At 53.9% G+C, this 13,256-nt stretch carries 12 protein-coding genes; 7 read left to right on the forward strand and 5 right to left on the reverse strand.

Going from position 1 to position 13,256, the window contains the following annotated elements; translation table 11 throughout:
• Positions 1-58: 58 nt before the first annotated feature.
• Both H8K47_RS09275 and H8K47_RS09280 read right to left on the reverse strand, forming a co-directional pair.
• The gene (locus tag H8K47_RS09275; protein ID WP_186881129.1) at positions 59-679 is read right to left on the reverse strand and encodes a head GIN domain-containing protein; all 621 of its coding nucleotides are present in this window, start codon (positions 677-679) and stop codon (positions 59-61) included.
• 195 nt (positions 680-874) lie between these two features.
• A complete protein-coding gene (locus H8K47_RS09280) occupies positions 875-1,402 on the reverse strand; it encodes a GNAT family N-acetyltransferase (RefSeq protein ID WP_186881130.1) in 528 nt (175 codons plus the stop codon).
• Positions 1,403-1,550: 148 nt separating this feature from the next.
• Between H8K47_RS09280 and H8K47_RS09285 the strand changes: the two genes are divergently transcribed.
• A complete protein-coding gene (locus H8K47_RS09285) occupies positions 1,551-2,231 on the forward strand; it encodes a flagella assembly protein FlgT middle domain-containing protein (RefSeq protein WP_186881131.1) in 681 nt (226 codons plus the stop codon).
• Positions 2,232-2,258: 27 nt separating this feature from the next.
• Here H8K47_RS09285 and H8K47_RS09290 read toward each other — a convergent pair whose 3' ends face one another.
• Entirely contained in the window at positions 2,259-3,941 is a 1,683-nt protein-coding gene (locus H8K47_RS09290; RefSeq protein WP_186881132.1) for an acyl-CoA synthetase, read from the reverse strand.
• A 178-nt stretch (positions 3,942-4,119) separates the two neighbouring features.
• On the opposite strand from H8K47_RS09290, the gene H8K47_RS09295 reads away from it, so the two are divergent.
• From H8K47_RS09295 to H8K47_RS09305, 3 genes are all read left to right on the forward strand, one after another.
• On the forward strand, positions 4,120-5,025 hold the full coding sequence (locus H8K47_RS09295; protein WP_230405173.1) for an alpha/beta fold hydrolase: 906 nt from the start codon (positions 4,120-4,122) through the stop codon (positions 5,023-5,025).
• Between the two features lie 304 nt (positions 5,026-5,329).
• On the forward strand, positions 5,330-6,217 hold the full coding sequence (locus H8K47_RS09300; protein ID WP_186881133.1) for a phosphatidate cytidylyltransferase: 888 nt from the start codon (positions 5,330-5,332) through the stop codon (positions 6,215-6,217).
• A 50-nt stretch (positions 6,218-6,267) separates the two neighbouring features.
• Positions 6,268-8,055 carry a bifunctional alpha/beta hydrolase/class I SAM-dependent methyltransferase gene (locus H8K47_RS09305; protein WP_186881134.1) on the forward strand — a complete coding sequence of 596 codons (1,788 nt, stop codon included), beginning with the start codon at positions 6,268-6,270 and terminating at the stop codon, positions 8,053-8,055.
• On the opposite strand, the gene H8K47_RS09310 is transcribed toward H8K47_RS09305, so the two are convergent.
• Complete coding sequence (locus tag H8K47_RS09310; RefSeq protein WP_186881135.1) at positions 8,009-8,644, reverse strand: CDP-alcohol phosphatidyltransferase family protein; 636 nt, start codon at positions 8,642-8,644, stop codon at positions 8,009-8,011. The two genes, H8K47_RS09305 and H8K47_RS09310, sit on opposite strands and share 47 nt — an antisense overlap.
• Positions 8,644-9,879, reverse strand: coding sequence for a phosphatase PAP2 family protein (locus tag H8K47_RS09315; protein ID WP_186881136.1), 1,236 nt, complete (start codon positions 9,877-9,879; stop codon positions 8,644-8,646). Before H8K47_RS09315 ends, H8K47_RS09310 begins: the two co-directional genes overlap by 1 nt.
• Positions 9,880-9,887: 8 nt before the next feature.
• Here H8K47_RS09315 and H8K47_RS09320 point away from each other — a divergent pair, with 8 nt between their 5' ends.
• From H8K47_RS09320 to H8K47_RS09330, 3 genes are all read left to right on the forward strand, one after another.
• Complete coding sequence (locus tag H8K47_RS09320) at positions 9,888-11,006, forward strand: patatin-like phospholipase family protein (protein ID WP_186881137.1); 1,119 nt, start codon at positions 9,888-9,890, stop codon at positions 11,004-11,006.
• 11 nt (positions 11,007-11,017) lie between these two features.
• Entirely contained in the window at positions 11,018-11,767 is a 750-nt protein-coding gene (locus H8K47_RS09325) for an SDR family NAD(P)-dependent oxidoreductase (protein ID WP_186881138.1), read from the forward strand.
• Positions 11,768-11,946: 179 nt separating this feature from the next.
• Positions 11,947-13,191 carry a cystathionine gamma-synthase family protein gene (locus H8K47_RS09330; RefSeq protein WP_186881139.1) on the forward strand — a complete coding sequence of 415 codons (1,245 nt, stop codon included), beginning with the start codon at positions 11,947-11,949 and terminating at the stop codon, positions 13,189-13,191.
• Positions 13,192-13,256 lie beyond the last annotated feature (65 nt).

The following is a 13,256-nucleotide window of genomic DNA, read 5'->3' on the forward strand; positions in this document are numbered from 1 at the left end:
CAGTGATTCAGGGCAAAACCTCTCTTGTTTAAAGGCAGGAGAAAAACGGGTGTCCGGCTTAGTCACCGGCCTTGATGCTGCCTATGCCATCAACCGATTTACTCAGATTACGCGGATGTCCGTAATAAGTGAGCGAGCCTATACCCTGTACCGAGGCATTGAGCTTTTCTTTGGCATGAACGGAGACCGAACCTATGCCTTCCACACTGACATCAGCACGTTCTGTCTGTAAGTCTTTGGTCTCTACCATGCCTACACCCTGGGCTTTCAGGCGCAGATTTTTCGCCTTACCTGCAGCAGTCAGCATGCCTGCACCCTCATAGGAAATCTCCAGATCATCCGTATTAATGTTGTTAATCCTGGCGACACCAGCGCCCTCCATCCGGAAGCGGCTCAGACTGGGAACGGTAACGAGGACCTGTGCATCATCTTTGATGCTGAAGGAATTTTTATCTTTGTAGGAAATGATCAATTCATTGCCAGCGACTTCAGTGATGACTTTGGCATTGAATTTATCATTGCCTTTCAGCGTGATCGATTGCGCTTTGCCGACTTCTACACTGAGGTTAAACGCACAGCGGCATTTAATCGCGGTAAAAGCAGGTACTTCTCTGGTGTTGTTCTCCGCATGTGCCATGTTTGCGAGGAGTAAACTTCCCAGTATCCAGAGTTTGCGCATCGTGATCTCCAATTTGATTTAATGAAATGGTGCTTGTTTTCTTATTCAGCCTGTTGGGCATCCGTTTGTTGATGAGGTAAGTATCTGACAAGTTTACTTTGGGGTCTATTGCTTTGCGACAGGCTGCAAAATCGTAGGGCTGAAATGCGGGCTGAACGGTGCTAATGAGTGAATGTTGCGTCTTGCGTAGTAGCTTCAGCACGTTTGCAGCGGCTCAGGTGCCAGCCGCTCGAAATGCAGCATATCCATCCAGATGCCATGTCGGAGTACCGATGAGCGCGCATGTCCATATTGTTGGAAGCCACAATTTTTCATCACTGCGCGTGAAGCGTGATTGTCGATGATTACAACAGCTTCCAGACGGTGTAAAGTCAGCTCACGAAACGCCTGCTCACAGACCAGATTGACTGCCTGACTCGCATAGCCATGTCCAGCGTGTCTGGCGCTGAAACGATAGCCGACAGACGCTTTGTGGTAATGCTCGCGCTCTATGCCGCGCAAGGTAATCCGTCCTATGATTTCTTCTTTAAGCCAGGCCAGATAATGGTATTCACGCCCTGCATTGGCCAGCCATTGCGCTTGTTCCAGGCTGTTGCGTACTTGGTCTGTATGGTAATAGGCGTCCCCACGGCTCGCTATCCATTGCTCAAAGTGCGCGCGATTTTCTTGTTCAAAGTTGAGCAGTGCCTGTGCATGGGATGGATGGACCAGTGTAAGTTTCATATAGACCTGACTTTGCAGCCCTGAATAAAGTTGCGTTTTGTGATTGATATGTAACCAAATTGTAAAATGTGCATAGATTGATAATTTGGCTCATGAATCATGAGCAGATGTCGTTACTATATCAAATCATCTATAGGCAGGAGGCTGTATGTCTGCGTTGCATTCAGAATTCATTAAAAAAGTTTGCTCTGTCAGCCACAGCAGGTTGGTAGCTCTGTGCGTCTGGCTGGGCTTTGTGTGCTGTGTTATTTTCTTCAGTCAGGTGAGGGCGGAAACGCAGGTACAAACGATGGTGCCAGCACGTGACGCGGATCGCAGTATTTTGCTGACTGGGTTTGCTGTAAATAAACCTGCACAATTTTCTGATGTGGATGACATTGCACAGGGGTTTCCGCGCGAAGTGGCGCGTGTGCTGGAGCAAACGCAGCAGTTCGGTGTGCGCACTATTCCCGATTTGTTATCAATGGATTGGCAATTAAATCCGCCGACCGTGGGGTTTCTGGCGCAAGTGGCTAAAAATTTTGGTGTTCGCTATGTGATTTCGGGCGATATCCGCAATGCAGGTATCCGTAACACACCGGTATTGTTTGGCCTCTGGAGTAAAAAGACGCGTGCAATCGAAGTCGAACTGAATGTTTTTGACGCGAAAGCCGGTGTGCTGGTGGCCAAATACCGTTTAAGCGGAACTGCCGAAGGTGATGTGACGATAGGACGTCAGCATGTATTCGGTGGCGACGGATTTGCTGCCTCTGCATATGGAAAAGCGATTCTGGAGCTGGCGCAAAAAGCGGCGCAATCGATCACCATCCAGCTTGCGCCACATCAGTAACTGATTGTTAGAAGCGAAGATGGCTAACTAACTGGTTTTAGCCCTTTCGATTTCCTGCAAACGTAATATCCGGCGTTGTACCTTGCCGGTAGTTGTCATTGGCAAGGCATCCAGGAATTCAATTTCTTTCGGATATTCGTAGGGGGCCAGCAGTTTTTTGACGAAGGCCTGTAATTCGCTGACCAATGCATTGCTGGCACGGTGGGTAGGAGTGACCACGATATATGCCTTGACCAGATTGCCGCGCTCTTTGTCGGGTTTGGGAACGACCGCTGCGTTGGCGACCGCCGGATGCTTGAGCAGGCAGTTTTCAATTTCAGCGGGACCTATGCGGTAGCCTGCCGACTTGAACATATCATCGCTACGTCCCTGATACCACAAATAGCCATCCTCATCCATCACAGCCAGATCACCGGTTCGACACCATTCACCGCTGTACTTGTGGCGGGTGGCCGCTTCGTTTTTCCAGTAACCGAGAAAAAATACCGGATCAGGTTCGCCGTGGATATCTCGCCTGTGAACGGCGATTTCACCGGGAAATCCGGTGGCTACCGGCTGGCCATCGTCGTCAATCAGTGCGACCCTGTGTCCAGGATAGGGGCGGCCTATACTGCCGGGGCGGGCTGGCCAGTGCTGATGGGAATTTCCGACGATGTAATTCATTTCAGTCTGCCCATACATTTCATTTGGCGTGATGCCCAGCGCTTGCTGGCACCAGTGGAATACCGTTTCTCCCAGCGGCTCACCGGCACACATCAGCGCACGCAAACGCAGCCGGTACTGAGAGCGCGGCTGCGGACAGGTCTTCATCATTTGTTTGAGTGCAGTCGGAAACAGGAAGGTATTCGTGACGCGGTATTTCTCCAGCAACTGAAAGGCTTTTTTTGCTGAAAAGCGGCCCTGCCACGCGACGATGGTTTTGCCGAAATACAGGGTCGGTAACAAGGCATCCATCAGGCCGCCAGTCCATGCCCAGTCTGCCGGTGACCAGAATACATCACGCTGCTGCGGAAACCAGTTTTGCGAGGCGACGAAGCCCGGCAAATTGCCGATCAATGCGGAATGTGGCAGCAATGCGCCCTTGGGGTCGCCGGTCGTGCCGCTGGTGTAAATCAGGATGGCAGGATCACTGGAGCAGGTATCTGTCAGTGCAAATTCCTGCGGCATTTCCGGAACATAGTGGGTCCAGCCGAGTGCCGGCAAGTCTTCATCCAGATCTTCATGATCGACACAAATACAGGTCTTTAAATCCTGACAATGAGCAGCTATGCCGGCGAACTGATCCCAGACCGAGCGGTCGATAATGATGGCTCTGGCCTGGCTGTGTTGTAATCGGTATTCAAGCGCATCCGGGCCAAATAACTGCGACAGTGGCATCGCGATTGCGCCCATTTGCAGGATGGCGATCAGTGTGATGGCCGCTTCCGGCCGTTGCGGCAGCACATAAGCCACCACGTCGCCACGCTGTATGCCTTGCAGACTTAACAGATTGGAGAGCTGATTTGCCTGGCTCTGCAATTCGGGGTAGGACAGCGTACGGGTAAAGCCAGCCTCATCCTCATGCCGGATCGCGATCTGATCCGGGTTGGCTGCCCAGCGTCGGGCACAGACTTCGGCGATATTAAAACGCTCAGGAACAAGCCAGTTAAATTCCTGATATAACTGCGTATAGTCATCACAGTACTGGTTTTTCTTTGCTGCTTTCTGCATACGACTTCAGTCTCCGTTATAATTATCGAACGATCGTTCTATTATTTTAAGCCTGCGCTGCCTGATCCCCCAGGCTGCCAGCATTCAGTCCGTTGCAGCCCTTTTCAGACATGCTACTGCAAATTGATCAGGACTAAGCGGTATGCATTGCTATTCCTTGATGAAAAAAATTAATTCTATGAGTTTGCCTGACCAAACACCACATCGCGCTTCCCATACTGAGATGATACAACTGCGTGGCATTGCGTATCATGTCCGTCACTGGGGCAATGAAGATGCGCCGAAAATTTTTATGATGCATGGCTGGATGGATGTATCCGCCTCGTTCCAGTTCGTGGTTGATCAGTTGCAGGCTGACTGGCACGTGATCGCGCCTGACTGGCGTGGTTTTGGTCTGACCGAGGCTCCGGGTACTGATACTTACTGGTTTCCCGATTATCTGGGCGATCTGGATGCCTTACTGACGCAGTATTCACCGGATGAACCCGTGAATCTGCTCGGGCATAGTATGGGGGGCAATGTGGTGGGACTGTATGCAGGTGCGCGGCCAGAGCGGGTCAGGCGTTTGGTTGACCTGGAGGGCTTCGGTTTACCTGCCACTTCACCGGAGCAGGCGCCTGGCCGTTACCGCAAATGGCTGGAAGAATTGCGTACCCCGCCTGTGCTGAAAACTTACGCCAGTCTGGCTGAGGTGGCTGCACGGCTGCAAAAAACCAATCCACGTCTGAGTAATGAAAAAGCCGCGTTCCTGTCGCAACACTGGGCCAGGGAAAATGCGCAGGGACGCTGGGAAATTCTGGGTGATCCGGCCCATAAACAAACCAGTCCGTTGCTGTTCCATGTCGAGGAAATGATGGCGTGCTGGGCCAATATCAGCGCGCCGGTGTTGTGGATGGAAGCGGAAGATACCGATATCTGGAGCTGGATGGGTCCCAAGGAACAGGCGCGACCGGAGATAGACCGGCGCCTGACGTATTTCCGCCAACTCGAAAAACATATGATTGCCGATGCGGGCCATATGCTGCACCATGATCAGCCCGCATTGCTGGCGAAGATTATTGAAGCGTTTTTGCTGAGGCCCTGAGGTTCTGAGTAGTTCAGTTATCGCGCGTCACAGGAATGTTGAGACTGTGCGTTATATTGGGCTGGTACTTGGCTAAGTGAAAGCCTTGACGCGGCTACAGCAGCCAGCCCCGCAGTTCCTGGCGCGATCTTGATCGCGCTCACCCTTGCAATTTTTTACAAAATATCCGGCTCCTGCCCGGCACGGAGTTTGTCTTGTCGAGATTATAATCAGAGATGTCCAGTGGATATCGTTATACAGCAGAATGCACTTTGCTCACGATCTGGGTAGCCTGGCCACGGCTTGGACCTCATCTCTGATTTTCATGTATTTAATTTCACTGTCTTCCATTGCTATCGCAACGCTGAGTATCTACAGCTTTTTGTTGCTCGCCACGCTGGCGACTGCGATTACTACGCGTGGACGGCCTGATTCGGGCTTGCGGCCACGGGTATATGCCTGGTGGGTCATCGCGCCCGTGATCACCGCTTCACTATTGACTTATCCGCTCGGTGTGCTGGCCTTGGTACTGTTGATCGCTGGACTGGCATTGCAGGATATTTGTCGCCTGAGTGTGAAACCCGCACAAACGTTGGGCTGCGCGGCTTTGATCGCGATGATGATTGTGCTGATTGTCATGCTCTTGCCTGCGCGGGCCGCCCTTGTACTTGGCTGCCTGTATTGGCTGGCTTATCTGTTTTTTTTACTGAGTAAGCACAGGCAAGCCTGTTTACTGATCGCCTGGTGCTGGACTGCTTGCGGCCTGGGCTTTTTGTATTTGCTGACCGTGGATACCGGTATCGACACGGCTTCGCGACTTTCGTGGTTGTTTTTTCTGATCGTGTGCACCTGTCTGAATGATGTCGCGCAATACCTCACGGGTACACGGTTCGGCAAACACAAGTTAGTGGCCAGCGTCAGCCCGAATAAGACCGTGCAAGGTCTGATCGGCGGCCTGCTTTTTTCCGCCGTGTTTTGTATGCTGCTGGGGTCTTACCTGCAATTGGCCAGCCTGCCATGGCTGTGCGCAATTGGTATCTGGCTTGCGATTGCAGGCTTTTGCGGCGACTTGCTGTTTTCTGCCGTCAAACGTCGTTTAGGCATTAAGGATTTTTCAAGCCTGATTCCCGGCCATGGCGGCATACTGGACCGGGCTGACAGCCTGATGCTGACCGCACCCGCTTTGTATGTGGCGCTCCGCATTGTGCAATGATGTGCGCAAAGATGCGTGCTGCTGATTTTCTTTTTAAAGAATGGAACAAGATGACTACTAACCTGTCTGTCACCCGGCTTGCTGAAGAAAGCGGTTTCGTGTCGCATGATGGTACCCGGCTATTCTTTCGCCATTGGCCTGCGCTGAGCGCCGTACCGGATAAGGTGAAGAAGGCGCTGGTATTTTTGCACCGTGGACATGAGCATTCTGGCCGTGTGCAACAACTGGTTGAAGAATTCACGCCCACTGACACCGCAGCCTTTGCCTGGGATGCACGCGGACATGGTTACTCGCCGGGCGAGCGTGGTGATGCGCCCGATTTCATGTGTCTGGTCAGGGATTTTGACGCTTTCATGCAGCATTTGTCGGCGCAATATGGCTACGGTGCTGAGCAAATTGTGGTGATCGCCAATAGTGTCGGTGCCGTCATTGCTGCCACCTGGGTACATGACTATGCGCCGCCACTGCGCGGCCTGGCGATGGCAGCTGCCGCATTTGATATCAATCTGTATGTGCCGCTGGCGAAGCCTGCACTCAGGCTGGCGAGGTGTTTTCAGCCTGACTTATTTGTGACCAGTTATATCCGCCCAGGCATGCTGACCCATTCGGCGCAGCAAGCCAGTTCCTATGCCTCAGACAAGCTGGTCACGAAAAATATCTCTGCCCGTGTCTTGTTGGATCTGGCTGATACCGCGCAAAGGATAGTAGCGGATGCGGCGGCGCTGGATGTGCCAGTGCTGATGCTGGTTGCGGGCAAGGATTATGTGGTCAAAGAAAAGCCGCAGCACTTATTTTTTGAACGTATCAGCTCGCTGCACAAAAAATATGTGCGGATTCCGGATGCCTTTCATGCGCTGCTCTACGAACAGGATACCCGGCTTGCATATCAGGAAGTGCGTGAATTTGTGCAGCAATGTTTTGCGTTGCCAGTACCAGACGCGCGGCGTTATCTGACGCAGGATCGCCATGGACAGTCAGCGCGTGCTTATCAGGCCTTGAGCAATGGTCAGAGCATCAGCGCGCTACAAAAACTGAATTTCGCTGTTCAAAAGCGCATGCTCCATAGTCTGGGGCGCCTCAGCGATGGCATGCGTATCGGCCTGGAGACCGGTTTCGATTCCGGCAGTTCACTCGATTATGTGTACAAAAATCAGGCAGCAGGGCGCTGGGGCATAGGTAAATTCATCGATCGGGGCTATCTGGATGCGGTGGGCTGGCGTGGTATCCGTGAGCGCCGCGTCCATTTACAGCAAATCTTATCCGAGGCGATACAGGCTGTGCCCGCTGGCCAGACGGTGCGCATCCTGGATTTGGCGACAGGTGGTGGTCGTTATGTGCTGGAGACGGTAAAACGCTTTGGCGAACGCAGGTTTGCCCTCTGTCTGCGTGATTATGCAGAGGCCAATCTGCAGGCTGCGCAAGGCTTAGCGACTGAACTAGGGCTGACGGACAGTGTCCGTTTTGAGCAATGTGATGCGTTTGATGCAGCCAGTTATCAGGGCGACGCGCAATACGATATTGTGATTGTGTCTGGCCTGTTTGAGCTGTTTGCTGATAATGCCCTGATACTCAGTGCGGTGAAGGGCATCGCACGCGTGCTGGCAGAGCAGGGCTGTGTGATTTATACCGGACAGCCCTGGCATCCGCAGTTAGCAATGATCGCTGGCACGCTCAATAATCACCAGGGCCAGCCTTGGGTGATGCGGCCACGTTCGCAGGCGGAGCTGGACGCGTTGCTGGCAGAAACCGGCTGCCGTAAAGTCTGCTCCCTGATTGGGCTGCAGGGCATATTCAGCGTGAGTCTGGCGCGCCGTCTTGTGTCTCGTCCTGCTGCTTAAGTGCAGCGCTCAACCGGTTCCAGACAGTACATACAGACAGCAGGATGGACAGACTTAGGACTGCGCTGATCCAGCTGGCTGGTGCTGCGCATACGCCAGCCAGACTCAGTGATCCAAATAGCACGGCACGGTCGCTTTTTCCCATAGGTCCCTGAAAGCCACGCGCCGCGCCTACGCTGAGGCCCAGCACGCCGGCAAATTCACTGAGCATGGCCAGCATCAGCACAGCGATGATCCAGGCCGGGTGCACAGGTAGCATGAGGATCAGCGGGAGATACAGCGCGAGATCAGAAATTACATCGCAGATTTCATTGAGCAGCGCACCGAGCCGGGTTTTCATGCCACTGGCATTGGCATACATGCCATCGATGGCATTCAGCGCCATCCTGAACAGCATGGCAAACGGATAGAGCCGCCATAAAATCGTGTGATCGGCGAACAGCGCCAGCGCGCCGCCGTATAGCAGGCACAGCGTCATGCTGAACAAGGTAATTTGATTTGGCGTGATGCCGCTGCCCTGCAGCGCGCCTAACAGCGGGCTCAGCAAGCGTTGGAACTGGGGTTTTAACTGGTAGACAGAGATTTTCATCAATGAGAAGTCAGGTAGCGTGCAATGTGGCGGCAGCGATGAAAGCCCATCGCACAATGTAAATACACTGGTGTGCCAGCCTCTAGTAAGGGCAGGATCAGTGCGGCTAATTCCTGCATTTGCTGCGGGGTGGGTGGCAGGATGTCGAGCAAGGGATAATGCAGATAGCGCTTCGTCGCCGCAGCCAGAGGTCCGCATAGCGCCGGATGTTCCGGCATTTCTGCACTCAGATCGATGATGGCACTGGCCGGATGCAGCTGGCTGATTTCAGCGTTGCGCAATCGGGGTCCGATAGCCAGCAGTGGCGTGATCTGCTGAATGCGGATAGCGGGCTGTAGCACATAGCGTTGCAGCAACCAGCTCAGCCGGTAGCCAGTCAGATAAGGCGCATACAGCAGTCTGACCCAGACTGGATGTTGCCCCTGTTGTTTATGCAGGAAGTGACGATCACCGCGCGCATAGGCCTGCGCCACCAGTAGCAGACAGGGCAAGCTTGTCGCAGTCAGCAGGAATAGCCACAGATTTTGACTGTAGAACGCTAAGGCAGCCAGCCAGGCGGCTGCAATCCGGTAATAAGCAGCGACTGGCGGCACTTCATGCGGCTTGCATAAGCAGATGCATAGCCAGCCCAGTGCAGCGCCAGTAATCACGTCCGCCAGATGATGCTGATGTGTGAATAGGGTTGAGGCAATCAGTAGGGCAATCCCTGTATGCAGCAATAACTGTGCAGGCAGGGTACGCATAGTCTGGCGTAAGTGGAACCAGAAAATAAGGGCATACGCGACATGCAAAGACGGTAGCTGGTTATAGCGCTGATCCATCAGATACAGGGATTGAAACGCAAAGCCCAGCCAGCCTTCAGGCAGCACGGCAGCATGCTGCTGTCTGAGTGGCATCAGCAGAAAGCACATTCCTGCCAGATGTGTGGCCGTGAAAATTTGTAAGCTATACTGCCTGCATTGCTGCTGTGTGCCGCAATGATAAAAAATGAAAACAAACAGCACAAGCGAGCTGCTGTAAGGAATAATCATCCACGGTATCAGCGGTATGCTGGCATCGGCGGCCAGCATCAGATGCTGGCTGACCTGATGTGCCGCAGCCAGCCAGTTGGTCGTCAGATAAATCAGCGTAAAACTCAGTGCATTGAGCACCAGCAGCCTGGTCATCAAAGAAGGCGTGGCGGTGCGTTCAGGCGTTAGTGCCTTAGCAGCAGAAATTTCAGTGAATTCAGACAAAGCAGGTTATGCAGCAAAAAATAAAAAAAGACAGCGCAAAGACTGAACATCTTAGCATGAGCGTGATGGCGCAAGCCACAGCGGCTCAGCCTTATCAACGTTGTCTGGTGATGGCGGGCGGCGGTTTTCGCTTTGGCTATTATCTGGGCATGATGGCGGCATTGGAGCAGCATCAGCGTGCGCCGGATGTGCTGGTGGCCAGTTGTGGTGCGGCGATCGCGGCGGCGGTGATACGGAACCTGCCGGACAATGCATCCAGATTCGAATTCCTGAGTTCGCCACAGATGTATGCCTACTGGTGTGGCCTGGGTTCGAATCCGCAAAAAAAGCTGAGTACCACGTTAAAGGACTTGGGTCAGCGCGCCTTGTGGTCGCGCTTTATGCAGACAGCGCCCGATCTGTATCAGGATTATCTGTTTGAAGTCCCGCCGCTGTTGCCTTTGCCTGAGCCGCAATCCTATGCCGGCGCACCGGAGCTGGCAATCATTGCGGGCCGTGTGCTGTATCCGTCCGCTGCTGCGGGCAGTCGCATAGGCGGGCCCTGGTTTGAAGAAACCGTGTTTGCAGAAGGCGCGCTGGCAGCGGCCTTAAACGGCATGGTGTCGCCTCTGGCACCTGTGCATTTTCCGGGATCGCGTATTGCACCACAGATCCGTGTGCAAAGCGGCGTGGCACTGACAGATGCAGTACGCGCCTCCATATCAGATATGTATTATTTCCGCTGCCATGAAATCGCAGGGCAGGCTTACATCGGCGGTGTGGTGGATTTGTTCCCGATAGAAATCGCCAGCCGGCTGGCCAGCCAGATCGTGATGGAGCGTAAAGCCCCATATGATCGCTTACTGGGTTTGCCTGCTGTGAGGGCAGTACTTGGTTTTGATGGCAATCAGCGTATCCGTGAGGTCAATCAACAGTTTGCCGATTACTGGGTCGATACCGCCGATATGACCAGTGCATTGACAAAACACCAGATAGGCAAACGCATTAACTGGCGCGCCAACCGCATCGAGCTGGTGATGCCCGCCACCTACCCACAATTCCGGCAAATGCTGCAATTGCAGTGGGATTACGGGTATCAGCGCGCTTGTCTGGCACTGGGTGTCGAGGCCGGCCGGAATGCCGCGTGAGGGCTGATCAGATGCGCAAACACAGTCAACAGATACTGATTATTGGCGGGACTTCAGGCATAGGCTGGGCGCTGGCACAAAGCTATTTGCAGGCCGGGCATCAGGTCACGGTGGCGGGCAGGCATCCTGAACGGCTGGATTTACAGGCATTGCAGCAGTATCCGGGTTTGCGGTATCTGCAGCTGGATATCGCCGATGCGGAAGCTGTGCGTGCCGCGATCAGCGGATTTGCCGCAAGCGGGCTGGATTTGCTGATCGTTAGTGCAGGTACCTACGTCAATTCACGTCGCCAGGCGCTTAGCCTGGAACAGACTGAACGCATGCTGGCTACCAATGTCAGTGGTCTGGTGCATGCATTTCAGGCGGCATCTGAGCTGATGCTGCGTCAGGGACGCGGGCAACTGGTGGCGATCGCCTCAATTGCCGGGCTAATGCAAGACTATCCGGGGGCTTCGGTGTATGCCGCGACCAAACGCAGTGTGATACAGCTGACCGATACTTACCGTCGTGCCTGTGCTCCGTTCGGAGTGCAGGTGACCACCATCATCCCCGGTTATATCGATACCCAGAAATTGCGCGATCTGAATCAGGGCGATGCCAGTCATAAGCCTTTTCTGAGCTCAGAGCAGCAAGCTGCCAGCCGCATATTGCAAGCGATAGCCAGCAAACAGGCGACGCTGGTCTTTCCGAGGCGCCTGGCCTGGCTGGTGCGGCTGCTGAATTGCCTTCCCGCCTTTGTTTTGCGCTTTCGGCCTGATTAAAGTCAGCGCAAAGGCGGAATACGGCGCAAATTCGTGCACTATCCCGGGCCGGAATAGTAAGGGTCAGGGCAATGCGGTACACTGCACGTCTGGAACACCGCTTTTATGCCGTTTGCTACACGCGCTGTGTAGTCTGACGGCTCAAATCTACGCCGACCGCAACCGAAACAGAGTCAAGAATGAGCAATCTAGCCAATTACGGATTTACCACCACCATCCTTCATAACGACAGACAAAAAAGTATAGAGCACGGCTCAGTGCATAAACCCGTGCATAACGCCGTCATGTATGGCTACAGCGATGCGCGTGAGTTGGCCGCTGTCTTTCAGGGTAAGCAATCCGGTTATCGCTATGGCCGTCAGGGTAATCCTACGGTCGCCGCCTTAGAAGAAAAAATCAGTAAGATGGAAGATGCAGTGTCCAGCATTTGCTTCGCGACTGGCATGGCAGCAATTGGCGCGGTGTTTCAGGCCTTATTGCGTCAGGGCGACCACGTGGTGTCATCGGTCTTCCTGTTCGGGAATACCAATAGCGTGTGGCAAACCACGGCCCAGCAAGGCATACAGGTATCGATGGTGGATGCGACGGATGTCGCGCAGGTGGAGGCTGCCTTGCGTCCGGAAACCCGCATGGTGTTTGTCGAAACCATCGCCAATCCACGTACCCAGATCGCAGACTTGCAGCGCATCGGCGCATTGTGCCATGCGCGTGGCATTCTGTTTGTGGTCGATAACACCATGACCTCACCGTATTTATTCCGTCCCAAAGCGGTCGGTGCTGGGCTGGTGATTAATTCGCTCACCAAGTCTATCGCCGGACATGGCAATGTACTGGGTGGCGCGATCAGTGATACCGGCTTGTTTGACTGGGCCAGCTATCCGAATATTGCCGATAATTTCCGCCAGCAGGCGTCCGCCATGCAGGGCATGTCGCAAATCCGCGCCAAGGCCTTGCGTGATTTTGGCGCCAGTTTGTCACCGGACGCGGCGCATCAGATCGCAGTCGGTGCAGAAACCCTGGCCTTACGCATGGAGCGTGAATCGGCGAATGCACTGGCGCTGGCGACCTTGCTGCAAAAGGATGAGCGGGTCGCGGTGGTGCACTATCCCGGTCTGCCCAGCCATCCCCAGCATGCGCTGGCCACGGAATTGTTCCGCGCTTACGGCGCCTTGCTGAGTTTCGAACTCAAGCCTGAGATCGACTGCTTCGACTTCCTACAGCATCTGAAACTGGCGATCCATGCCACCCATTTAGGCGATACCCGGACCTTGATTATTGCGGTAGCACACACCATTTTCTTTGAAATGGGCCCGGCCCGCCGTGCAGAAATGGGCATCGCTGATTCACTGATCCGTGTTTCGGTCGGTATTGAGGACCGTGATGATTTACTAGCGGACTTCAGTCAGGCGCTCAACGCATTCTGAGTTGTTGTGGCCAGCATTGAGCCCGGCCCCAGGCATGGATAGCATAAACAGCATAGATAGGATAC

The sequence above is a fragment of the Cognatundibacterium rugosum genome, from assembly GCF_014284365.1.
GTDB lineage: Bacteria > Pseudomonadota > Gammaproteobacteria > Burkholderiales > Burkholderiaceae_D > Undibacterium > Undibacterium rugosum.